Genomic DNA, 21,486 nt, shown 5'->3' on the forward strand with positions numbered 1-21,486 from the left:
ATTTAGATGCGTTTACCCTGGGATTTGGAATAGTCAGGAAAAACTATTCATGAGAAAGTTCACTCTTCGGTTAGTTATTATCGTTCTGGTTGTCAGTGTGCTTGTTGGCTCTGGTTGGCTGAATCGCGCAACTCCTGCTTCAACCTGTGACATCGCAACTCGCTCTACCCAAATCGGGAGTGGAACGCTCTCCTATAATCAAGCAGGGACAGGACAGCCGATTTTACTGCTGCATGGATTATTTGCCGAGAAAGAGCAGTGGAATGGCATGATGTGCGAGTTGGCTAGAGCAGGCTATCAAGCGATCGCACCCGATCTACCCGGTTATGCCAAGAGTACTGGATTTACCGTGAAAGACTATGCACTAGAGAATCAGGTAGCCCTCCTGCACCAGTTTGTCGAGCAGCTAAAGATTCAATCCCTTGATGTTGCAGGTAGCTCGATGGGGGGCACGATCGCAACCCTTTACAGCCAGCTTTATCCCAACCAAGTTCGCAGCCTCGCCTTTATCGGCTCACCGCTAGGCATAACGAATTGGGCAACTAGCGTCAGGAAATCGATTATTGAGGGCATCAATCCCTTTATTCCGATTACCAAAGAGCAGTTCGATCTAGAAATCAGTCTGCTTTTCGTGACGCCTCCTACGATTCCGGATGAGGTCAAAACCGAGAAAGTGAACGATTATGTGAATCGTAATCGAAATTATCAGCAGACTTGGGACATTGTGAATCTTTATGATGATGTGCTTTGTCAGTTGCCTCACAGTCGGGTTCCGACCCTGGCAATTTGGGGTCAGGAAGACAAAATCTATGATATTCGGGATGTCGATCGCTCACATCGCTGTCTTTCAGGGAGCCAAATTATTCAATTACCCAAAGCAGGACATTTGCTGTTGATCGAAAACGCTCAGGAAGCAGCATCGAATTATCTTGGTTTTCTGAAAACAATCAAAAATCGATAGACGAATCAAGCATTCAGCAATTAGGCTTCGGTGTCGAAGAATTGAATCTCAGCCAGTTGTTGGCTAATGACCTGAACCTTAGGCTTACAAAAGAAAGGAGATCGCTATGAGAAACAATGGAACGACATGACTATTTAGTTAAGTTGCACATCGCCTTTGGCTGGGAGCAAGAAAACTTTTTTGGTGTGCTACGAGGCTGTGATATCTGCATTTGCTACTAAACGGTAACTACCTTACCAAATCGTGCTGACTTACGAAGTTAGGGAGAACTTACCTCCGCTGAGTGGTATCGAAATCCCATCACTGTTAATTCTAAATCAAGGAGAGTTGGCACAGATGAAATCTATGAAGGCAGCCGTATTAACTGCGTTTGGTGATGCTGAGAAGTTTGAGATTCAAACTGTTCCCATACCAACACTGAAGGCGAATCAGGTGTTAGTCAGAGTTTGTGCAACCTCGATTAACCCGGTCGATTATCAAACTCGTCGTGGTGATTACAAGGAACTGGTTCGATTACCCGCCATCATTGGAGTTGATGTTTCAGGGGTGATTGAGGCAGTTGGAGAAGCTGTGACTGATTTCAAGGTGGGAGATGAAGTGTATTACTCGCCGCAAATTTTTGGAGAATTCGGTAGCTACGCTCAGTATCATGTGGCTGATGCAGCGATTGTTGCATTGAAGCCTGCAAATCTATCGCACATTGAAGCAGCTTCTTTTCCGCTTGCAGGCGGAACGGCTTGGGATTGTCTAGTGACTAGGGGCAATCTACAAGTTGGGGAAACAGTTCTCATCCATGCGGGTGCGGGTGGAGTGGGTTCGATCGCAGTTCAACTCGCCAAAGCAATAGGGGCATACGTTTTTGCAACGTGTAGTTCTAGAAACCGAGATTTCGTGACAGAGCTGGGCGCAGATCGGGTGATTGATTACAAAAATGAAGATTACGTAGAAGTCATTCGTCAAGAAACAAATGGACTGGGTGTGGATTTAGTTCTAGATACGATCGGCGGAGAAACAATTCAGCGTAGTCTAGAAATCATTCGTCCCTTTGGTAGGCTTGCAAGCATTGTAGACGTTGCAATACCGCAATCGCTGCTTGAAGCATGGGGTAAGAATCTGACGATTCATTTTGTTTTTTCACCCCAGTACCGAGGAAAATTAGAGGCTTTGACAAAACTCATCGAGCGTCATCAGCTTCGCCCAGTGATTGATTCAGTATTTTCTTGGGATCAGGTCGTTCTGGCACATCAGCGTCTAGAGCAGGGAGGAACACGGGGCAAAATTGTGCTGAAGTTTACAGAAGATTAAACCAGCTTTACGGCGTTGGTAATTGCTAAACGGATCGGATTTTGATTGTGTGTTGAAGGTCAATATTAATTGGAACAGGAGAAATAAGATGATACTGCAAGATAAAGTGGCTTTAGTTACTGGTGGCACAGCGGGAATTGGCAGAGCAACGGCGATCGCTTATGCACAACAACAAGCAAAGGTGGTGGTGGTGGGTCGTCGAATGGATGAAGGCGAAGAAACGGTTCGATTGATTAAGGATACTGGCGGAGAGGCGATTTTTGTGCAAGCAGATGTCACGAAAGAAGCCGATGTTGAAGCAATGGTTGATAAAGCGGTTGGCGTTTTTGGTCGGTTAGATATTGCCTTTAATAATGCAGGAATGGTCGGCGAAAACCCCTCATTGATTGAGCAAACAGAAGTTGAATACGAGCGCATTATGAACGTCAATGTCAAAGGCGTTTGGTTGTCGATGAAATATGAAATCGCTCAGATGTTGAAACAGGGAAGTGGTTCGATCGTCAATACATCATCTGGGGCTGGAGTCGTTGCAGTTCCTACCCAACCCCTCTACACCGCGAGTAAACATGCGGTAGTAGGCTTAACAAAAGCCGCCGCACTCCAATATGCCAAAGCGGGGATTCGCATCAACGTCGTTGCACCAGCAGCAATCGAAACAGATATGTTTGAAGCAGCTACAGGTGGGCAGGATGAGGTCAAAGCTTACATAACAGGACTCCACCCGATCGGACGAATTGGAACACCACTTGAAGTTGCAAATGCAGTTCTGTTTTTATCATCTGACCTGGCATCGTTCGTAACAGGTGAAACGTTGATGGTAGATGGTGGATATGTAGCGCAGTAGTCGATCGGCAATGCAATATTTTGCATTGATCGAATGCGCGATGGCTAGCTTTTGCCTGTTTTGTTGAGCAAATTGCCAATCTTTAAACCATGCTAACAATTACAACGCCAACCCTTGAAGCCAAGCTCAAAGGCTTAACGCACAACCGATTACAGCAAGTACTCGGCTATATTCGTACTCACCTTCGAGATTTGTCACTGACTGAGCTTGCAGAAGTGATCAATAATTCGCCCGACTTACTTTGCGAGTTTGCTTAAGCAAACAATGGGAATTTCTCCCCGTCAGTACGTGATTCAACAGCGCGTGGAACAGGCGAAATTGATGCTGTCGAAAACAGATTTGGCGATAACCCTTCGGGATAGCTTCGCTTACCGCAGACATTGCCCTACAAGTAGGCTTCTCCAGTCAAAGCCATTTGACGCAGCACATCAAGCGATTCACGGGAAAGACCCCCAAGCAGATTCGCTAGCACTATAAGAATCTGAAAAGTTGTCCTAAGAATCTGAAAGAAATCGAGTCTTGGCACTCATTACATTGAAGTTGAGTTAGGCAAGAATCTGAAGCAGAAACCGAACTAAGGTTGTATCTTCGTCCACAACGTCAACTAAGAATGGAGCGTACAAAAATGAGTATTCAGCAATTAATCACGCCTGAAAAGCATGACTTAGGTGGGTTTAGTGTACAGCGCATCTTACCGAGTGAAACCCTAAAAATGGTTGGACCTTTCATCTTCTTTGATCACTTAGGCCCAGCTATTTTCCCGGCTGGAAAAGGCGTCGATGTTAGACCCCATCCACACATTAATTTAGCGACGGTTACCTATTTGTTTGAAGGAAGCCTTCTGCATAGAGATAGTCTAGGTACAGTACAAGAGATATTTCCGGGCGAGGTGAACTGGATGACAGCGGGCAAAGGTATTGTTCATTCTGAGCGATCGCCCGAGAGCTTTAGAGAGAAAGAATCTACTCTTCACGGCATTCAGACCTGGATTGCTCTCCCCGAAATCGCTGAAGAAGTTGAACCCAGCTTTTCACATTATCCGGCGATTGATTTACCGAGGTGGACTCAAACAGGCACCAGCGCGACCTTGATCGCCGGTAGCTATCAGTCTCACCAATCACCAGTTAAAACCTACTCTGCCACTCTTTACCTAGCGCTCGTTTTCACGGAGGGTAGTCAATTTCAGCTAGCACCAATAGAAGGTTTAGAAAGGGCAGTTTATAGCGTCACATCCGGCCTATTCATAAATGGAAAGCCGTTAGAGCCATATCGTTTAGCCGTTTTAGCGCCGGATGAATCAGTAGATATCCGTGCGGGGGCTGAGGCAAAAGCAATGATTATCGGCGGGGCACCAGTGGGCGATCGCACAAAGTACTGGAACTTTGTGTCGAGCCGCTCAGCGCGTATCGAGCAGGCAAAACAAGATTGGCAAGACCGCCGCTTCCCAGCGGTCCCTGGTGAAACTGAATTCATTCCGCTCCCTGATAATTCAGATCGCGATAGTAGCGTGACCCCTCTGAGTTGAGAATGGTTAGGCGTTCTTTGCTGAGCGAGAGAACAGCAGCTTAACTCGTACAGCAAGGCTTTCTACTATTTCGGATTAAGTCTATTTCATTCGCAAAACGCTTGGGAAATGATATGGAAGTTGGAATTGACAGTTTTGCCTCGGTTGGAACGAGTGAAAATGGTGAAACGGCGGATGCCACGCAGTCTGTCGCCGAACTGCTGGAGAGAATAGAGCAGGCGGATCGTTCCGGCTTGGATATCTTCGGTATTGGCGAGCATCATCGGCATGAATTTTTAGATTCGGCAAACGCGGTTATTCTCGCCGCTGCCGCCGCACGCACCGAGCGCATCCGTCTAACCAGCGCGGTTACGGTGCTGAGCGCGGCTGACCCGGTACGCGTGTTTCAACAATTCGCCACGCTCGATTTGATCTCAAAAGGTCGCGCCGAAATGGTTGTCGGGCGCGGCTCGTTCACCGAAGCCTTTCCGCTATTCGGATTTAGTCTCGGAGATTACGACGAGATTTTCGCTGAAAAGCTCGAACTCTTGCTCAAAATTCGGGACAATGAAACAGTCGATTGGTCGGGCAAATTTCGCCCCGCGCTGGAAAACCAAGCAATTTATCCGCGTCCGCTGCAAAAGCCGTTTCCCATCTGGATCGGAGTCGGCGGTACGCCGCAATCTTTCCGCCGCGCCGGAATGCTTGGACTGCCGCTCGTGGTTGCCATTATCGGCGGCGAAACGCATCGCTTTCGCTCGCTCGTAGATTTATACCGCGATGCCGGAGCGCGCGCTGGGTACGCGCCCGAAACATTGAAAGTTTCATTGCATTCAATCGGTTATGTCGCCGACACGACTGAACAAGCCGTTGAAGAATTTTTTCCGGGCTACGCCGAAACCTTTACTAAAATTGGCAGAGAGAGAGGCTGGCCGCCTGTTACGCGCGCCGATTTTGACGCGCAGCGCGGCTCAACCGGCGCGTTACTGGTCGGCAGCCCCGAAGAAGTGGCGGAGAAAATCCGCCGTCACAGCGAATCGCTCGGCGGCATTTCGAGAGTAACTTTTCAAATGGACAACGCGCAGATGAATCACGCCCAACTGATGCGCTCCATTGAATTGATTGGAATGCAAATGTCGCCTCTCTTAAACAATTAAAATATGCGGGCATGGTTCAACTTAAGTTCCGTTAGGGTAACAAGACAGAGAGACGAGTTGGAACACCGCTTGAAGTTGCAAACGCAGTCCTGTTTCTATCATCTGAGATGGCATCGTTCACAACAGGTGCAACGTTGATGGTGGATGGTGGGTCTGTAGCGCAGTAGTCGAACGAAAGTGCGAGATGACAACACTTACAGGCAAAGTTGCACTGGTATAGCTGTAGCCAATTAGATTAGGACACAGACTATAAGTCAAGATAGTCGCCGTAAAACAACCATCATTAATCACGTAACTAAAAAGGAGTTTGATCGTGCAGAACATCACACTTGACACTATCACTGAAGCCGTCATTAATCATGGCGATCGCGGCAAATCTCACCCGCGACTCTATGAAATTTACACGAGCTTAGTTCCACATTTGCATGATTTTGTGCGTGAGGTGAATCTGACAGAATCAGAATTGCAGCAGGGACGTAATTTTCTCAACCAGGCAAGTCATCACACTCAAGAGATTCCCACTGGAGAGATCCATTTGTTGACGGATCTACTAGGGATCTCAGAGTTGGTAGAATTGCTGCACGATGCCCATCGCGGTACAGAAAGCAATTTAGAAGGACCATTGTATGTGCCGAATGCACCAGAACGGCAGATGGGCGATCGCTTGGGTATTGATACAGAAGGAGATTCGCTTTTCCTGTCAGGCAGGGTTTTAGATTTGAACAGTCAACCGATCGCCAATGCTCTGATTGATGTTTGGCAACCCAATTCCAAAGGATTATATGATGGCCAAGAGCCATCTCAGCCGTTGGGGAATTTTCGCGGACGTTTCAAAACGAACAAGAGTGGAAAGTATATGTTTGAAACCGTCGTGCCACTAGGTTACAAAGTGCCAAGCAGTGGTCCATGTGGCGAGTTGCTGGGACTCTTGGGACGGCATCCCTGGCGGCCGGCTCACATCCATTTCAAACTCAGTGCTCCGGAGTACACTCCACTGACAACACAAATTTTTATTGCTGGCGATCCTCACCTGGATTCAGATACAACCTTTTCCGTGCGATCGACGATCGTTCAATTGCAAAAGCACGAAGTGCTAGACGAACTCAAGGCACACAATCAAAGTAAACCGTTTTACACGACTGAGTTTGATTTTGTGTTGAAACCCGCTACTCTCTAGCGGAGAATCATCAAGCAATGGTTGCACATTATGTCTACACCATCAATCCAGAACAATCTGCTAATTGGCATTTGGAAGTTAATTTCTGCAACTGCCATTTACGCTGATGGAACGGTGACTCCAGACGTGTATGGAACTCATCCGGTTGGCTACATCACTTACACATCAGATGGTCACATGATGGTGATGTTTTCTAGGAGCGATCGCACACCGTTGAGTCAGGAGGTCAGATCACCGCTGACTCCCCAGATGCAATCTTTACCCGTGGAAGAGCTTGCTCAAGCATTTACAACATTCAATGCTTACGCTGGAACTTATACGTTGAGTGGCAACACAGTAACTCACCAAATTAAAATTGCATCAATTCCTAATCGCGTTGGTACAACGTTAGTTCGCACGTTTACTCTTAATGAGAGCCGACTAACGCTCGTGACGCCGCCGGTCTTGAGTGATGGTGTTGAAGCGGTTTTTGAGCTGCTGTGGGAACGCATTAGTAGCAAGGGGAGTTCGTTGTCGATAACGAAGTAGAGGCAAGTACGATCACTTTTCACTCACTGAAAACGTCGCTATCCTCAGTTATCTCGACGGACGAAACTGGCTCACTGGCGAACGATCGATTGCCGATCCCTACCTGTTTGTCATTCTGCGTTGGGCGATCAACACTCAGGTCGGACTACAAGGCTTTGAGAACCTGAGAACCTGTCACGATTTCTAGACCGCATGAATCTCGATGCTGGTGTGCGTGCCGCGCTGGCTACCGAAGCAGAATCAAAACCATCTTAGAGGCGGCAAACGCGGTGATCGCGCTCAGGCAACAATGAAGGATTCTTGCCGTTCTGAAGTGACGGTAGGCAATGGATGCTTGCCCCATCTTGAAGTCTGCTTAACGCAACATTGTTAAGACGGTGCTCGATCGCTGCATCACAATTGTGATGCAACAGACAAAAACACATCATCGATTTACAAAGGAGAAACCTCTCATGTCTGACATTACCCTTGGTCAAGAAAACTCTGCAAACATCGATATGAGTATCGGAATTATTGGTTCAGGAGCCCTCGGCTCGAACCTGGCGCGCATGTTGGCAAAAAATGGCATTGCAGCCACCATAGCCAATAGCCGCGGACCGGAATCGCTGGCTGACTTTGTAGCCGAAGTGGGCCCCTCCATAAAGGCCGGCACTGTTGCCGAAGCCGCCAGCGCCGACATCGTCATTGCGGCTGTACGCTGGGTCGATGCAGAGAAGGTATTCAGTGCCCTGCCTGCATGGAATGGTCGCATCGTCATTGACAGCACCAACCCAGTTGAATTCCTCGACCCAGATTCACCTGATGCCAAAGACCCCAGCAATCCGCTGGCAGCCTACGGTATCAGGGCTGTTGATCTAGGCGGCAAATTCTCCAGCGAGGTGTTCAAGCAATACGTACCGGGTGCACGCGTAGTGAAAGCCTTTAATCATCTGGAGGTGAACCTATTGCAGGAGCCTAAAGTGTCTGGTGGACAGCGGGTGCTGTTCTACTCAGGTGACGACGCCGATGCCAAAACCCAAGTGCGAAAAATCATTGACGGCACGGGCTTCTTCCCTGCGGATCTAGGCACTCTGGAAGCTGGCGGCACGATTGCGTCTTTGCCGTTTGGTTCATTGGCTGCGCACAACTTCATCAAGATCTGATCGCGCAGAAGAAGTCTCCGACGAGCATCGAAACTTCATCGCGTCGGCCCTAGCTGCGGGCCATAAGCGCGCATCGGGTTTCACGACTGTGAAGCCGCTGGGCGTTGGTCCCTAGCATCAGCAATGAAGCGATTCAAGCCAGTTGGAATGTAGCAGTAGGGGCTTCTGCTAAAGGGACTTTGGACTGTGTACCCTCCTGGCTCACCGATTTCCGCGATGATCTGCCCCGCATTGATGTACCGACTCTGATTATTCATGGAGATAGCGATCGCATTCTGCCACTTGAGTCCACCGCAGCAAGACTCCCGAAGCTGATCAAAAACAGTCAACTGGTTGTCATTCCCGGTGGACCGCACGCCATCAACTGGACTCACGCTGATCAGGTCAATCCCGTGTTGCTGCACTTTCTTCAGCAGGAATAATTAGTGATCTGCTGCATTTCTGGCTTGCGAAAAAACTCTGTGATTCACCCTGTTGAGTCAGGCTCAAACAATACACATATTTGTCTAGTTCTGAAGAGGCAATTCTATGACTGTCCCCACTCAAACGTCTCGAACCGTTGCCGGAGTAATCAACAGCGTTGAAACACTCGAAGGGGCCGGATTTCTTGTACGTCGGCCCTTTCCCAAAAGTAGCTTCTCTGAATTTGACCCGTTTCTCCTCCTCGACGAGTTGGGTCCGATTAATCTAAAGCCGGGTCAAGCAAAAGGTGCACCCGATCATCCGCACCGGGGTTTTGAAACCGTCAGCTATGTCTTGGATGGGCGGTTAGAACACAAAGATTCTGCGGGGCACGCCGGGCTACTAAATCCGGGTGACGTCCAGTGGATGACAGCAGGTGCCGGGGTTGTGCATTCCGAGATGCCGGAGTCAAGGTTTACCCAAACTGGTGGACGGCTCCACGGCATTCAACTATGGGTCAATCTGCCACAACGAGACAAAATGATGCCACCTCGCTATCAGGAAATTCCAGCGGCTCAAATTCCGGTCGCTCAAACCGAAGATAGGTCTGTGACAGTGCGGGTGATTGCGGGAGAAGCGTTAGGGGCAAAAGCCGTAATTCAGACGCGCACGCCGATAATTTATCTCCACTTCACACTGCAACCAGGGGCAACGATGATCCAGCCTGTACCAAAAGAGTACAACGCCTTTGTCTATGTACTGGAGGGGTCTGGGTTGTTTGGGACAGAGCCAGCGCCTGGTGATGATGGGCAGATGGTGCTCTTTTCTCAAGATGGAGAAGATGTAGTGATCTCCAACCCTGCTGATGCTCAGCGTCCTTTAGATCTTCTGCTGATTGCAGGTGTACCCCTTAACGAACCAGTCGTGCGCTACGGTCCGTTTGTAATGAACACTGAAGCTGAAATTATCCAGGCGATCAACGACTACCAAGAAGGAAGGATGGGACAGATTTATGCTTAACACATTTCAAGATTGGACTAGTCAACATCAACGCTTGAGTGAGATACGAATCAAACTACTGCATCTGTACAAGCTTTTACTAGAGACTGAGCGTCTTACCTATGAGCAAGTTCGAGGGCAAGTTTCTAGAGGTGAATTGCTACAACTGGTGATTAGTCATAAGCAGTTTGCCTGGTTGCATCGACTCTCAGAATTGATTATCCAAATCGATGAGTTGCGTCATGCCGATGAATCTGTTATATCGGAGGCAATTGAAGCGATCGACAGTGACATTCGTACACTGCTCAGCCCCGATGAATCGGGCGATGAGTTTGCCATGAAGTATAATACGGCGCTTCAACGCCACCCCGATGTCGTGTTAGCTCATGCAGATGTCGTGATGTTGCTGACCTCTGACAGTATTCAACCTCCAAAATTCACAGATTCTGAACTTGCTCCGATTGTGTAATTGCAAACCTCCTTGCTTTTCTCCAAAGCACCTATGAGGCAGCAGCCAACTTAGGACATTGGGATCGAGTAGCCCTGGAGCGTTCCCCAGCCGTGTAAGGCTAACAAATTGCAAATTGCTGAAGCGGATGGACTAGCGACCTTGATACAAAGTTTGAGGCGATCTGCTGCCACTTAGAGATACTGAACGGATAGTGGATAACCGGACAACAATTTTTGCAAACGGCAGTTATACAACGCGGTAAGCAAACAAGGAGCATATCCAAAAATGGTTAAAGGTAGGTTAGAAGCATTCAGTGATGGGGTAATTGCTATTATTATCACCATTATGGTGCTGGAGTTAAAAACACCTCATGAGTCAGATTTAGCTGCACTACGTCAGTTGATTCCAACCTTTCTAAGCTATGTGTTGAGTTTCGTGCATATTGGTATCTACTGGAACAATCACCATCACCTGTTTCAGGCAGTCCGACAAGTGAATGGTTCAACTTTGTGGGCAAACCTACATTTGTTGTTCTGGTTATCATTAGTTCCCTTTGTCACCGCATGGATGGGTGAAAATCACTTTGCTGCGTTGCCTGTGGCGCTTTATGGTGTGGTTCTATTGTTGGCTGCGATCGCCTACTTCACTCTGACCCGCACGCTTGTTTCTCACCACGGTCAAGATTCCACAATTGCAAATGCTCTTGGTCGAAATTTTAAAGGCAAGTTATCAGTATTGACTTATGCAGTTACAATTCCACTTGCTTTTGCAATCCCTTGGCTTGCATGTGCATTATACGTTCTGGTTGCGGTCCTGTGGCTCATTCCCGACCGTCGTATTGAAAAGGCGTTGAACTCATAAAGTTCCATGTTCGATGCAACAAAAATTAGCTAACAAACCCTCTGCACCAAAACAAATATAGGTTGTTGGTCACAGACAAAGGTGATCTGCGTCCGGTGTGCGGGCACGTTATGCCGCTTATGGATGTACTCACTCATCCTGGCATTTTACGCCCCACGGGGCGGGGAATTTACCCACAGAAATTGAAACAGGAGAAACAAAATGATACTGCAAGATAAAGTAGCGTTAGTCACCGGGGGCACATCGGGAATTGGTAGAACAACGGCGATCGCTTTCGGGGCTGCTGGAGCAAAGGTAGTATTCTCCGGTAGACGCGACGCAGAAGGTGAAAAAACCGCCAAACTGATTCGCGAAACAGGTGCCGAATGCTTATACGTTCATTCAGATGCCTCGAATGAGGAAGACATCAAAGCATTAGTGCAAAAGACGGTTGCAACCTACGGGCAACTCGACTGTGCCTTCAATAATGCAGGCACTAACGGCTCTTTTAAGCCTCTGCATGAACAATCAATTGAAGATTTTGACAACCTGATGGCAATCAATGTTCGGGGGCTGTTTTTGTGCATGAAGTACGAAATTCAGCAAATGTTGTCTCAAGGATCTGGTGTGATCGTGAACAATTCGTCAGCGAGTGGTCTCGTTGCGTTTCCGAAGACTTCTCCTTACGTTGCCAGCAAACATGCAGTAATGGGGCTGACGCGAGCGGCGGCGCTGGACTATGCCAAGCAAGGCATCCGGGTTAATGCGGTGAATCCTGGAGGCACTGCGACTGAACTGCTCGATCACGCCTTTGGGCAACTGGGTATCACAGCGGATGATTTAGGCTCTTTGATTCCAATGGGTCGGATCGGTCAGGCAACGGAAATTGCTCAAGCGGTTGTGTTTCTCTGCTCCGACGCTGCCAGCTATATTACGGGGCAACCCTTAGTAATCGATGGTGGATATACAGTGAGTTGATTTTTGATTGTTGATCGTGGACTCACAGTGAATCGATCCATCAACAAATCAAACCGCGATCGCTTCTTCATGAGATGGTCAACCAATTGCTTTCAATGTATGCGTGTCTGGTACGGAGAGTAAACTCTATTGGAGAAAGAATGAAACGATTTACCTGGTTTACCTTCCTGTATCTTGCGCTAGGAGTTTGCCTGACAGCGATCGCACTTGGATACCCAAACCTGCCTTCGGGTCTTCAAACTAGCCTGTTCATCAGTGCAGGAGTATCCTACTTTGTTTGTATTCTCAGTACCTTCCCTTTTTGGCGGGAGGCGACGATCCGCTTCTATCGCAGACGGAATGCAGCAATCATTCTACCCTGGTTGGGGATTGGAGTGAACATTATTGTGACGGTCTGGGAGCTTCAGAGTCAGAACTGGACAATGGAAACCATTTTACAAGCATTTTCGCGGCTATTAGTTGTCTTACTGTTTGCAGAAATCATCGTTGTTACATGGCAAGTGAATTCTGAACATTAGTGTCTAGATCGGATGTTCCTGAAACGAACTCGCTCCGCACCATAAGAATTTGAAAGAAAAGAAACACCATGAATAAGCCTGAGTTTTTTGTTACCCCCGGTTATGGGGAATACATGCTGAATAACTTGCATTACTCGCAAGCCGTAAAAATTGGCGATCGCGTGGAGATATCCGGTCAAGGTGGCTGGGATGACAATCTGCAAATTCCCGAATCGCTCGCGGACGAGATCGCTCAAGCGTTTCGGAACATAGAGCGAACCTTGGCAACTGCCGGGGCGGGCTGGGAGCATGTTGTTCATGTCAATTCTTACCATGTTGGTGGGTTGCCCCCAGAAGTTAATGAGGTGATGGTCAAGCTATTTCGTCATTACATGCCCAACCATGCCCCCATTTGGACAGAGGTAGGAGTCGCGGCTCTTGCACTTCCAAAAATGCGGATTGAAATTCGTGTTACTGCAATTGTTTCGTGAATTTTGCATCAATGGCAGCGCTGCTCTACACCGATCGAAGCAAACAGATGGAGTAATAATTCTGACACGAAATTGATGCCAACTAGAACTGATCCATCAGGAGGACAATCATGAAACTTCAAACCATTTTCAGCTTACTAACAATCGCTACAGGGTTGCTCGGAGGTTCATTCACTCATCCAGCGAGCGCACACAGCCTTTCTTCACAGCAAACATCACCCGTTCTGATCGCAACTGCCTACACTGATTTAACCTTACCCACCTTGCGCCAAGGCGATCGCGGCAGAGACGTACAATTGTTACAGCGCATTCTTCAAGACAATGGCTTTTTAGGAGCCGCAGGTGTGAGGTTAGGCAATCCAAGAGGGGCGATCGTCGATGGCATCTTTGGTGCGGTCACAGCGTCTGCGGTACGCGATCTCCAGCAACGATACGGAATCCCAGTTACAGGGCGAGTCAATCCAACCACCTGGGAAGTCCTGGATATGCACGAAAACCCCTATCGATCGCCGCTTCCCTGGAAACAACAGAACATTAAACAACCACAAGCCACAGGAGATTTCTCATGAACCGAAAGATTCTTTCAACCAAAATCACAACTACAACCACAATCGCAATCACAATTCTGTTCGGCGTACTCCTACTGTTCAATTTTCCATCCCTGGCTCAAGTCAGTTCACAAGTGATTCCCAGAATCGAACTGATCGGAAGTTCTGGAGGGATTCCACCCAGCTACCGTTTAGTCATTAGCCGATCTCAGGACAATGTTTATGTCTTCTGTCCGACTGGCTTCGAGCCACAGTTGAACTATCTACGAAATGTGAAGGCGATTCAATGTAAGCCGTTTACCAGTCCCGAGAAGTAAACCAGTGAGGGGCAACAGCATAACAACTCACACCACTTTGTTGCTTTGAACAGAGGAGAGATTCAGATGTCAGAGAACAATAAAGCCATCTTAGAAGCGGCAAACGCGGCGATCGCTGCAGGCAACTATGAAGGATTCTTGTCATTCTGCACTGACGACACGAAATGGACGTTCGTAGGGGACAAGACCCTGAACGGAAAAGAAGCTATTCGCCAATATATGGCAGAGACATACATAAAGCCGCCAAAGTTTACAGTTGTCAACTTAATCGCTGAAGGTGATTTCGTCACGGCAGTTGGCGACATCACACTGGAGGACGCAGACGGGAAGGCAGCTTATTACTCGTACTGCGATGTCTGGCGCTTTCGCGGCGGCAAGATGGTCGAATTAAAGGCTTTCGTGATCAAAAACAAGGTCAAGGATGAAACCAGTAGCGCAGGGTAAATCATCTGCAAAAGTCAGGATATATTCTCATGAAAAATGCAACTTATGTAGAGGCTGCTCGGCGAGGTAGTCACCGCTGGTGGCGGTATCTTTTGGGCTGGTCAATCATCCTCTTTGCGTGGCTGGTTGTCGGCACCGTTGCCAGCTTACTCGTGGCGATCGCCATCGGCGGACAGGAGGGGTTTGCAGTGTTCAGGCAAGCGGATTACTCCACGCTCGGTTCTATGGGCAGCTTCCTGGTGATCATGGTGGGTTTCCCGTGCTTCCTCGGGGGAACCCTGCTCACCGTCTCCCTCATCCACCGCTGCCCTCCCCTAACGCTGATCACGGCGCAGGAGAAGATAAGCTGGTATCGCGTCGGGCATGGGTTCGTGGCGTGGTTCGTGCCATTCTGCCTAATCGGTGGGCTGGGACAGTACCTCTTCTACCCCGACACCTTTTCCTTTAACTCCGACCTGGCAGCGTTGGCGCTCCTCGTACCGATCGCACTGATCTTCACCGCCATCCAAACCACCGAGGAGCTTTTCTTCCGTGGATACATCTTGCAGGGTGCGAGCCTCATCTGGAGTAACCGTGTCTTTTTGGTGATCGTGTCAGCCGTGATCTTCACGCTGCCGCACCTCGGCAACCCGGAGGCGATCACGGGTGGCTGGCTGATGGTCTTTTCTAACTACTTCCTCGTTCCGGTTCTGTTGTGGACTGTGGTCTCGTTGATTGACGGAACGTTGTGTCGCAAAAATTGGTGTGTGGTAAGGTAAATAGTCCTAACCTTCCTTCTCCTGCTCTAATGTCTACTCCTACTCTGTTCAAGTGGTGGCATTCCTTACCTGAGATCGTCTTGGTAAATGTGCGGTGGTATTGTCGCTACTCCTTGAGCGATCGAGATTTGGAGGAGATGATGGCAGAACGAGGGGTGGAAGTAGATCATTCGACCGTCAACCGTTGGGTATTGAAGTACGCACCAGAGGTGGATAAACGGATTCGTCCGCATCTAAGTCCCACTAACGACTCCTGGAGAGTTGATGAGACGTACATCGAGACTAAAGAGAAATGGAAATATCTGTATCGTGCAGTGGGCTCAGATGGGAACACGCTAGATTTCATGTTAAGTGCGAAGCGGGATGGTAAAGCGGCAACTCAGTTTTTTTGTAAACTGCTGAAAGCTAGTCATGTAGAGAAACCGCGCGTCATCAATGTGGACAAGAATGCGGCTTATCCCGTGGCAATTGAAGCGCTGAAGCAGGAGGAACCCCTGATGGCTGAGACCGAATTACGGCAGGTAAAGTATTTGAATCCTCTGAACTCCATCCGGCTGGTTAAACGTCCCTGAAGTTGACTTAGGGAATAAACTCAGCCAAGAATTCGAGACTTTATTCCCTAAGTCAACTTCAGAGCTACCGCTCTAAATGCTTCAAACGTTTAGCCTCAATGCGAGATGGAGCACTATCTAAATTTCAACCTGCTTGGTGAATCTCACCGCTTTCATATCAGTCTTCCCTGGAGCAATCTCTATATCGTCAATTTCAATCTCTGCGGGTCGATTCCCCGCTGCTCTGCGGCGTAAAATGCACAGATGAGTGAGTAGATCCACAAAAGCCATAACGTCACGGTTTTGCTATACCATCTTGTCTTTCCAGCTAAGTATCGTCGGGCGGTGTTCGATGAACAAGTTGATGCAGTCTTGCAAGAGGTGTGCTTAGAGATTGAAAAGCGCTATGAGATCAAGTTCGTGGAAATCGGGGTAGACAAAGACCATGTGCCTTTTCTCGTGCAGTCGGTGCCAAGCTACAGTGTGACGAAACTGGTGACGATGCTCAAAAGCTTGACGGCACGTGAGGTGTTCAAGCGATGCCCTCAGGTGAAACGACAGCTGTGGGGTGGAGAGTTTTGGAGTGATGGCTACTTTGCCAGCACCGTCGGCAAACATGGTGATGAAAGCATGATTGCCAAATACGTTAAAGCTCAGGGCAACGACTATCTTCGGCTACATAGAGCTGAGCAATTGACTCTTTTTTGATGCTGATACCCCGCTGCTTGCGGCGGGGTAGTTCATGTGTGCCGGACATGTGTACACGCTAGGAGGTGAAAGTCCTCTCCCAACCTGATGGAGGTGAAGGGTAGTGAAGCGCAAGGGCGTTATCGCGAGGTAAGGTCTGAAGGAAGCGTGGAGCAAAGGTATGAGCCGACGAATAGAAACTGGATTAGAGGCGTGAAGGTGGGACGAGTGAGCATGAGATCACAAAGTCCATATCCATCAAGCACCGGCAACGTAAATCCGGCGGTTGTGTACCAAAAGTGTGTGAACTTACTCCGGGAGGTCTGCGGCACGTCCAAACGGACTAAGAGTAGAGCAATCTGCTCTGACCCTGACGCAGAAGTCAGCAGCGGACATAGTAGGCGAGGATCGCTGAAGGTCCAAACAATCGAGAGTGGTGAATAAGACCTGGAACCTATGAGTAATTCTAAAAGGCAGATAACTTCGCAAGGAGCGTCTCCTGCATTCGAGCAGGTGAAGCCTGGCTCGAATGCGGGAACGGCTGATTTACTCATAGCGGGACAGCCTTCCCAAAGCCCGATGTTTGATGCAGCGTTAATGGAGGAAATTTGTCAACGAAGTAACTTGCTCCCAGCGCTGAAGCGTGTGATGCAGAATCAAGGAGCCCCTGGGGTAGACGGAATGACCGTCGAGGAACTACCAAACTACCTCAAAGCTCACTGGCTCGACATCAAGGAACGTCTTCTTCATGGGGTTTACAGACCACAACCAGTTAGGAAGGTGGCAATCCCAAAACTGAATGGTATGGGAGTTCGCCAACTTTGCATTCCCACTGTATTAGATCGCCTGATTCAGCAGGCAACTTTGCAGGTTCTGCAAGCAAAGTGGGATAGAAGCTTCTCTGAACACAGCTACGGATTTCGCCCTCGGCGGTCGGCCCATCAAGCCGTAGCACAAGCGCAAAGCTATCTCAAGGCAGGGTATGAATGGGTGGTTGACCTCGATCTGGAGAAATTCTTCGACCGAGTGAATCATGACCGCCTCTTGAGTGTCCTGGCACAACGGATTAGCGATGCCCGAGTGCTTCAATTAATCCGAGCGTATCTAAAAGCTGGCGTTTTAGAGAATGGTTTAGTGAGTCCTCGCCATGAAGGAGCCGCCCAAGGTGGACCGCTTTCGCCATTCCTGTCCAATGTTGTTTTAGATGAATTGGACAAGGAATTAGAGAGACGAGGGCACCAGTTTGTGCGCTACGGGGATGATTGCAACATTTATGTGTGCAGTCAACGAGCCGGAGAACGAGTGATGGCGAGCATTAGCCGATTCATCACCCATCGCCTCAAGCTCAAGATTAATCAGAGCAAGAGTGCGGTGGCTCGCCCTCATGAGCGCAAGTTTCTGGGATTCAGCTTCACAGCAAGCGGAGGACTGCATCGACGGAAAGTGGCTAATGAAGCCATTCGGCGATTCAAGCAACGAGTGCGGCAATTGACTCGCCGGACTCGAAGTGTGAACTGGCAGGAACGGATAGCCGAGTTATCCCAATACCTGCGAGGATGGAAAGCCTACTTTGAATTTGCCGAAACCATCCGGCAATTCAAAGACCTCGATAGCTGGATTCGTCGTCGATTGCGTTGTGCATTGTGGAAACAATGGAAAACCTATCGGCGGCGCAAGCGGGAGTTGATAGCGTTAGGTGTTCCACCGTTGTTGGCTCATACCACTGCGTGGAGTAACAAGGGACCGTGGCGGATTTGCCATACACCTGGCGTTCAACTGGCGTTAAGCAACGATTACTTCAACAGACAGGGACTACCAAAACTTAACGACTGATTTGGCATTCAACTCGATTGAACCGCCTTGGTACGGACCCGTATGCCAGGTGGTGTGGGAGGGGGGAACTGCGAGGTTTCTCCCTATCCCGATTGTCATTGACGCCCATCCAAAAAGCGTAGTGCCAGAAGCTATTTATGAACGCACGCGCAAACTTAAACCTAGCGATCGCACGTCTGAACCGCAAAGCATTGATTTTCATAGCTGGCTTCGGCAAATACAGACTAATCGGAACATTACGATGAACCCCTATCAACAAGAGCTCGTCAAGCTGATTGGTGGTCAAATTTACCAAGCTGGCTTAACTCATGAGGGTTACCCTTACCTGATTGTTAAACAATCTAATGCAGAAGCCTTCTTCTATGTGATTGTTCAGGCAAACCCAGAAGGTACTAATAGTGGGTTCCTGCATATCACTGAACGAACACAAACTCCTATTTAAGACTACAACCCCTCTTTTATCAGTGCCTCCAGACCTCTGTTTGGAGGACTTTTTGTCTCTAAGTCATGATTCCTCAACTACATCTTCTCAACTGGGGTATGGGAGTCGAGAGCACAGCAATTCTAGTCCGTTGGATGCTGGAACCTCAATTTCGTCCTTTCAAGAACTTGTGCAATTTGATTGTACTAACCGCGCAAACTGGTGATGAGATAGTTGACATCCTCCCACGGCTAAAGCGCGTGGGATTCCTAAACCTCACGATTTAGGTTTCTGCTTCCTCGCACCTGCCTTCCGAGATTTACTCTCCTCAGGTCTGACGGTCGCTCCACAGACTAACACCGCTTGCCCAGCAGCTAAATGGTTCAAAGCAGCATTCACATCCCGCTCATGGTGAGCTTCGCACTGAGGACAATCCCACTCCCGAATGTTCAAAGGTAGTAAGTCTACTTTATGTCCACACTTCGAGCAAGTTTTAAAGCCAGGGAACCAGCGATCAAGCTGAACGAAGTTACGCCCATACCAAGCAGCTTTGTAGGCCAGTTGACGCATCAACTCACCCCATGCTGCATCAGAAATCGCTCGCGCCAACTTCCGATTCTGGCCCATGTTTTTAACTGCCAGCGACTCCGCGACGATGGTTTGGTTTTCTCTCACCAATCGCGTCGTCAACTTGTGCAGAAAATCCTGACGGGCATCCCGAATCTGAGCATGAACACGAGCCACTTTAAGCCGTGCCTGATGTCGATTGCGAGAACCTTTGTGTTTGCGACTCAGCCTCTTCTGAGCACGTCTCAACTTTTGGTAGAACTTAGCAAAGTGCTTAGGGTTGGCAACTTTCTCACCGTCGCTAGTGGTGATCAGGTTGGTAATCCCCGCATCAATTCCAATGGCTTTATCCACCTTAGGCAATGGCTGAATCGCCTCGTCATTTATCAACAACGAAACACTCCAGCGGCCAGATGGGTCAAGCTTGACGGTGATCGTGGACGGCTCAGCACCTTTAGGCAAAGTGCGACTCCAGCGGATCGGCAATGGTTCAGAGCACTTAGCACTTGATGTTTAAGCCTTCGAGGATCTTAATAATGGCTTCTCCCATTGGCTGTCCTATAACGTTATAGGACGCTCGTCGAACGTCATGATCCATTTGCTTCAGCAAAGCGATCACAGCCTCAACAGGCTTTTCCAGTTCAGCAGACAGCAGTGCCAGTGCCCCCTCAACTTCCTCAATCGGGTTCAGTTCTTCGTGATGTTTGTTTTCAATGAGTTGTAACTTGAGGATTTTTTTGGGCTCAGGTTCATCAATAATCCGAACCGGAACTTCCGTCAACCCTGCAATTCCAGACGCACGATAGCGACGCTCGTCAAAGACTAGATGATAGTATCCTGGACGCTCTGGTGATTCATAAACGACTAAGTCTTCTAAGATGCCTTCCTCACAATCGTCTGAGCTAAGCTATTCAATTTATCCGGGTCAAAGTACTTTCGGACCTGCTCCGGATCACGAATAATGCGATCACGGTTTAGGGATTGATGGACATCTTGTGATTTGGTTGGAGTACTTAGGGTGGGGATTGGCGTTTCTTTCTCTTCCTGCAGTGCAGACAACAGTTTATTAAATCTACCCATTCAAAATCTCCTTGCCAATGGCAACGTACTCATTCCAAGCAGTCCCCGCTCGGCGATCGCTGACTTTACGAACCACGACACCTTCAAGCGCCGCCTTCTGAAAGGCTACTAATTCCCGAATCCGACCTTGGAAGATCGGGAAACCCGCTCCTACCAACATCTCTCTAGCGTCTTCTCCATCTTTACGAGGAGGTGGGGGTACACGAGTCAATAAAACCCGATATTGATCCGACCCCAGCTTCTTCATCAAGTGAATAGTCTGCATTAAGGCATCTAAAGATAAAACATCAGGGGTAGTGGGCAAAATAAGCAAGTCACAACCATCGACTAAATCCTTTAAGTCTTCTTCTTCAGGGCATGCTCGTGTGTCAATCACAATATGCTGAAAATCTTTCGCGTACTTAGCTGCTTGTTGTTCACTCACAACCTTAAAGGGAAAACCAAGACCTCGCTTTGCCCATCGAGTCGCAGATCGATTGGGGTCTCCATCCACTAATAAAGTTTCCCCCTTCATTTGCAGGTAAGCAGCAACATGAACAGCTGTAGTTGTCTTACCCACTCCACCTTTAAATGATGCAGTCGTGATAATCATGTTGCTTTCAGGCTTAGGTGTCGCAGAATTAATGTTCTAATTATGCACGTTCGGAACGTTATTTCATAATCTCACAACAAATCAATTTTTCTTTTCCTAGCAGAGACCTTAAACTGCTTAAAAGATGCAGCTAGCTTGATGATAGTAGGCCTGAGCTATACACATATGGAGAGGTGATCAGGCTCCCCATTGTTAAACTGCTCAAGCCACCGCAGATTTCAAGAGCTTTTAGCAAACCAAGCACTCGAGAAATCGTTTATCAGAACATCTTTACAATGGTTTCTATGAATTCCGTAATGGGCGTTGCTGAATAGGTAATGATTTAAGCTGAGAGAGGAATTGTCCGATACTTCAAATAATGCAGCAGCAACCGAAGTGAACACTTCAACATCTCAACTGATTTGGAGTAGCA

General features: G+C 48.4%; 29 protein-coding genes and 2 pseudogenes. 27 read left to right on the forward strand and 4 right to left on the reverse strand.

Translation table 11 applies throughout. The features are described from left to right. Positions 1-49 precede the first annotated feature (49 nt). From H6F72_RS28295 to H6F72_RS28400, 24 genes and pseudogenes are all read left to right on the forward strand, one after another. Positions 50-961, forward strand: a complete 912-nt coding sequence (locus tag H6F72_RS28295; RefSeq protein ID WP_190443186.1) for an alpha/beta fold hydrolase — start codon at positions 50-52, stop codon at positions 959-961. A gap of 336 nt (positions 962-1,297) precedes the next feature. Then, positions 1,298-2,266, forward strand: coding sequence for a zinc-dependent alcohol dehydrogenase family protein (locus tag H6F72_RS28300; RefSeq protein WP_190443188.1), 969 nt, complete (start codon positions 1,298-1,300; stop codon positions 2,264-2,266). An 88-nt stretch (positions 2,267-2,354) separates the two neighbouring features. Beyond that, a complete protein-coding gene (locus H6F72_RS28305; RefSeq protein ID WP_190443190.1) occupies positions 2,355-3,110 on the forward strand; it encodes an SDR family oxidoreductase in 756 nt (251 codons plus the stop codon). An 89-nt stretch (positions 3,111-3,199) separates the two neighbouring features. Continuing rightward, entirely contained in the window at positions 3,200-3,367 is a 168-nt protein-coding gene (locus H6F72_RS30620; protein ID WP_242017200.1) for a hypothetical protein, read from the forward strand. Positions 3,368-3,489: 122 nt separating this feature from the next. Then, positions 3,490-3,579: an AraC family transcriptional regulator gene (locus H6F72_RS31290; protein WP_370527575.1), complete on the forward strand. Its 90-nt coding sequence runs from the start codon at positions 3,490-3,492 to the stop codon at positions 3,577-3,579. A 156-nt stretch (positions 3,580-3,735) separates the two neighbouring features. Beyond that, positions 3,736-4,635, forward strand: a complete 900-nt coding sequence (locus H6F72_RS28315) for a pirin family protein (protein WP_190443192.1) — start codon at positions 3,736-3,738, stop codon at positions 4,633-4,635. Between the two features lie 113 nt (positions 4,636-4,748). Further along, positions 4,749-5,771 carry an LLM class flavin-dependent oxidoreductase gene (locus H6F72_RS28320; protein ID WP_190443194.1) on the forward strand — a complete coding sequence of 341 codons (1,023 nt, stop codon included), beginning with the start codon at positions 4,749-4,751 and terminating at the stop codon, positions 5,769-5,771. Between the two features lie 62 nt (positions 5,772-5,833). After that, a pseudogene (locus tag H6F72_RS28325) lies at positions 5,834-5,938 on the forward strand (SDR family oxidoreductase); the annotation flags it as partial. A 146-nt stretch (positions 5,939-6,084) separates the two neighbouring features. Then, positions 6,085-6,948, forward strand: coding sequence for a dioxygenase (locus tag H6F72_RS28330; RefSeq protein ID WP_190443197.1), 864 nt, complete (start codon positions 6,085-6,087; stop codon positions 6,946-6,948). A 30-nt stretch (positions 6,949-6,978) separates the two neighbouring features. Continuing rightward, on the forward strand, positions 6,979-7,476 hold the full coding sequence (locus H6F72_RS28335; RefSeq protein WP_190443199.1) for a lipocalin-like domain-containing protein: 498 nt from the start codon (positions 6,979-6,981) through the stop codon (positions 7,474-7,476). A 452-nt stretch (positions 7,477-7,928) separates the two neighbouring features. Then, complete coding sequence (locus H6F72_RS28340; protein WP_199299363.1) at positions 7,929-8,618, forward strand: NADPH-dependent F420 reductase; 690 nt, start codon at positions 7,929-7,931, stop codon at positions 8,616-8,618. A 104-nt stretch (positions 8,619-8,722) separates the two neighbouring features. Further along, positions 8,723-9,040, forward strand: coding sequence for an alpha/beta fold hydrolase (locus H6F72_RS28345; RefSeq protein WP_370527574.1), 318 nt, complete (start codon positions 8,723-8,725; stop codon positions 9,038-9,040). Between the two features lie 106 nt (positions 9,041-9,146). Continuing rightward, positions 9,147-10,040, forward strand: coding sequence for a pirin family protein (locus H6F72_RS28350; RefSeq protein WP_190443201.1), 894 nt, complete (start codon positions 9,147-9,149; stop codon positions 10,038-10,040). Further along, a complete protein-coding gene (locus H6F72_RS28355; protein ID WP_190443203.1) occupies positions 10,033-10,488 on the forward strand; it encodes a hypothetical protein in 456 nt (151 codons plus the stop codon). Before H6F72_RS28350 ends, H6F72_RS28355 begins: the two co-directional genes overlap by 8 nt. Further along, positions 10,488-10,586 carry a DUF5996 family protein gene (locus H6F72_RS30625; RefSeq protein WP_370527576.1) on the forward strand — a complete coding sequence of 33 codons (99 nt, stop codon included), beginning with the start codon at positions 10,488-10,490 and terminating at the stop codon, positions 10,584-10,586. The genes H6F72_RS28355 and H6F72_RS30625 overlap by 1 nt, the downstream gene beginning before the upstream one ends. A 169-nt stretch (positions 10,587-10,755) precedes the next feature. Next, positions 10,756-11,331, forward strand: a complete 576-nt coding sequence (locus H6F72_RS28360) for a TMEM175 family protein (RefSeq protein ID WP_190443205.1) — start codon at positions 10,756-10,758, stop codon at positions 11,329-11,331. A 201-nt stretch (positions 11,332-11,532) separates the two neighbouring features. After that, the gene (locus H6F72_RS28365; protein WP_190443207.1) at positions 11,533-12,288 is read left to right on the forward strand and encodes a glucose 1-dehydrogenase; all 756 of its coding nucleotides are present in this window, start codon (positions 11,533-11,535) and stop codon (positions 12,286-12,288) included. A gap of 140 nt (positions 12,289-12,428) precedes the next feature. Next, on the forward strand, positions 12,429-12,806 hold the full coding sequence (locus H6F72_RS28370; RefSeq protein WP_190443209.1) for a hypothetical protein: 378 nt from the start codon (positions 12,429-12,431) through the stop codon (positions 12,804-12,806). Between the two features lie 68 nt (positions 12,807-12,874). Then, complete coding sequence (locus H6F72_RS28375) at positions 12,875-13,276, forward strand: RidA family protein (RefSeq protein WP_190443211.1); 402 nt, start codon at positions 12,875-12,877, stop codon at positions 13,274-13,276. 110 nt (positions 13,277-13,386) lie between these two features. Beyond that, complete coding sequence (locus H6F72_RS28380; protein ID WP_190443213.1) at positions 13,387-13,845, forward strand: peptidoglycan-binding protein; 459 nt, start codon at positions 13,387-13,389, stop codon at positions 13,843-13,845. Further along, positions 13,842-14,141 (forward strand): hypothetical protein, encoded by a 300-nt coding sequence (locus H6F72_RS28385; protein WP_190443216.1) that lies wholly within the window; start codon positions 13,842-13,844, stop codon positions 14,139-14,141. Before H6F72_RS28380 ends, H6F72_RS28385 begins: the two co-directional genes overlap by 4 nt. Positions 14,142-14,207: 66 nt before the next feature. Further along, entirely contained in the window at positions 14,208-14,585 is a 378-nt protein-coding gene (locus tag H6F72_RS28390; RefSeq protein WP_190443218.1) for a nuclear transport factor 2 family protein, read from the forward strand. 29 nt (positions 14,586-14,614) lie between these two features. Further along, positions 14,615-15,343 (forward strand): type II CAAX prenyl endopeptidase Rce1 family protein, encoded by a 729-nt coding sequence (locus H6F72_RS28395; RefSeq protein ID WP_199299364.1) that lies wholly within the window; start codon positions 14,615-14,617, stop codon positions 15,341-15,343. 29 nt (positions 15,344-15,372) lie between these two features. Next, a pseudogene (locus H6F72_RS28400) lies at positions 15,373-15,879 on the forward strand (IS6 family transposase); the annotation flags it as partial. 153 nt (positions 15,880-16,032) lie between these two features. Here the strand turns inward: H6F72_RS28400 and H6F72_RS28405 are convergent. Further along, on the reverse strand, positions 16,033-16,185 hold the full coding sequence (locus H6F72_RS28405) for a hypothetical protein (protein WP_190443228.1): 153 nt from the start codon (positions 16,183-16,185) through the stop codon (positions 16,033-16,035). Between H6F72_RS28405 and tnpA the strand changes: the two genes are divergently transcribed. The 3 genes from tnpA to H6F72_RS28420 all read left to right on the forward strand — a co-directional run bounded on the left by tnpA (position 16,171) and on the right by H6F72_RS28420 (position 18,856). Continuing rightward, a complete protein-coding gene (tnpA, locus tag H6F72_RS28410) occupies positions 16,171-16,602 on the forward strand; it encodes an IS200/IS605 family transposase (RefSeq protein ID WP_348252580.1) in 432 nt (143 codons plus the stop codon). The genes H6F72_RS28405 and tnpA overlap by 15 nt on opposite strands. A 435-nt stretch (positions 16,603-17,037) precedes the next feature. Continuing rightward, complete coding sequence (ltrA, locus tag H6F72_RS28415) at positions 17,038-18,414, forward strand: group II intron reverse transcriptase/maturase (RefSeq protein ID WP_199299365.1); 1,377 nt, start codon at positions 17,038-17,040, stop codon at positions 18,412-18,414. Between the two features lie 121 nt (positions 18,415-18,535). Beyond that, positions 18,536-18,856 carry a hypothetical protein gene (locus H6F72_RS28420; protein WP_190443222.1) on the forward strand — a complete coding sequence of 107 codons (321 nt, stop codon included), beginning with the start codon at positions 18,536-18,538 and terminating at the stop codon, positions 18,854-18,856. 255 nt (positions 18,857-19,111) lie between these two features. Here the strand turns inward: H6F72_RS28420 and H6F72_RS28425 are convergent, their stop codons facing one another. The 3 genes from H6F72_RS28425 to H6F72_RS28435 all read right to left on the reverse strand — a co-directional run bounded on the left by H6F72_RS28425 (position 19,112) and on the right by H6F72_RS28435 (position 21,074). Beyond that, a complete protein-coding gene (locus H6F72_RS28425) occupies positions 19,112-19,888 on the reverse strand; it encodes a transposase (protein ID WP_255527390.1) in 777 nt (258 codons plus the stop codon). Between the two features lie 13 nt (positions 19,889-19,901). Then, positions 19,902-20,282, reverse strand: a complete 381-nt coding sequence (locus H6F72_RS28430) for a ParB N-terminal domain-containing protein (RefSeq protein WP_190443226.1) — start codon at positions 20,280-20,282, stop codon at positions 19,902-19,904. Positions 20,283-20,474: 192 nt separating this feature from the next. After that, positions 20,475-21,074 (reverse strand): ParA family protein, encoded by a 600-nt coding sequence (locus H6F72_RS28435; RefSeq protein ID WP_190443223.1) that lies wholly within the window; start codon positions 21,072-21,074, stop codon positions 20,475-20,477. Between the last annotated feature and the right edge of the window lie 412 nt (positions 21,075-21,486).

It is taken from the genome of Trichocoleus sp. FACHB-46 (assembly GCF_014695385.1).
Lineage (GTDB): Bacteria > Cyanobacteriota > Cyanobacteriia > FACHB-46 > FACHB-46 > Trichocoleus.

Coding starts and splice junctions, on each gene's coding strand:
- H6F72_RS28405 (WP_190443228.1), bottom strand. CDS start 16,185: ATGGCTTTTGTGGATCTACTCACTCATCTGTGCATTTTACGCCGCAGA.
- H6F72_RS28380 (WP_190443213.1), top strand. CDS start 13,387: ATGAAACTTCAAACCATTTTCAGCTTACTAACAATCGCTACAGGGTTG.
- H6F72_RS28335 (WP_190443199.1), top strand. CDS start 6,979: ATGTCTACACCATCAATCCAGAACAATCTGCTAATTGGCATTTGGAAG.
- H6F72_RS28340 (WP_199299363.1), top strand. CDS start 7,929: ATGTCTGACATTACCCTTGGTCAAGAAAACTCTGCAAACATCGATATG.
- H6F72_RS28350 (WP_190443201.1), top strand. CDS start 9,147: ATGACTGTCCCCACTCAAACGTCTCGAACCGTTGCCGGAGTAATCAAC.
- H6F72_RS30620 (WP_242017200.1), top strand. CDS start 3,200: ATGCTAACAATTACAACGCCAACCCTTGAAGCCAAGCTCAAAGGCTTA.
- H6F72_RS28435 (WP_190443223.1), bottom strand. CDS start 21,074: ATGATTATCACGACTGCATCATTTAAAGGTGGAGTGGGTAAGACAACT.
- H6F72_RS28385 (WP_190443216.1), top strand. CDS start 13,842: ATGAACCGAAAGATTCTTTCAACCAAAATCACAACTACAACCACAATC.
- H6F72_RS28355 (WP_190443203.1), top strand. CDS start 10,033: ATGCTTAACACATTTCAAGATTGGACTAGTCAACATCAACGCTTGAGT.
- H6F72_RS28305 (WP_190443190.1), top strand. CDS start 2,355: ATGATACTGCAAGATAAAGTGGCTTTAGTTACTGGTGGCACAGCGGGA.
- H6F72_RS28395 (WP_199299364.1), top strand. CDS start 14,615: ATGAAAAATGCAACTTATGTAGAGGCTGCTCGGCGAGGTAGTCACCGC.
- H6F72_RS28300 (WP_190443188.1), top strand. CDS start 1,298: ATGAAATCTATGAAGGCAGCCGTATTAACTGCGTTTGGTGATGCTGAG.
- H6F72_RS28390 (WP_190443218.1), top strand. CDS start 14,208: ATGTCAGAGAACAATAAAGCCATCTTAGAAGCGGCAAACGCGGCGATC.
- ltrA (WP_199299365.1), top strand. CDS start 17,038: ATGAGTAATTCTAAAAGGCAGATAACTTCGCAAGGAGCGTCTCCTGCA.
- H6F72_RS28365 (WP_190443207.1), top strand. CDS start 11,533: ATGATACTGCAAGATAAAGTAGCGTTAGTCACCGGGGGCACATCGGGA.
- H6F72_RS28295 (WP_190443186.1), top strand. CDS start 50: ATGAGAAAGTTCACTCTTCGGTTAGTTATTATCGTTCTGGTTGTCAGT.
- H6F72_RS28315 (WP_190443192.1), top strand. CDS start 3,736: ATGAGTATTCAGCAATTAATCACGCCTGAAAAGCATGACTTAGGTGGG.
- H6F72_RS28375 (WP_190443211.1), top strand. CDS start 12,875: ATGAATAAGCCTGAGTTTTTTGTTACCCCCGGTTATGGGGAATACATG.
- H6F72_RS28360 (WP_190443205.1), top strand. CDS start 10,756: ATGGTTAAAGGTAGGTTAGAAGCATTCAGTGATGGGGTAATTGCTATT.
- H6F72_RS28320 (WP_190443194.1), top strand. CDS start 4,749: ATGGAAGTTGGAATTGACAGTTTTGCCTCGGTTGGAACGAGTGAAAAT.
- H6F72_RS28370 (WP_190443209.1), top strand. CDS start 12,429: ATGAAACGATTTACCTGGTTTACCTTCCTGTATCTTGCGCTAGGAGTT.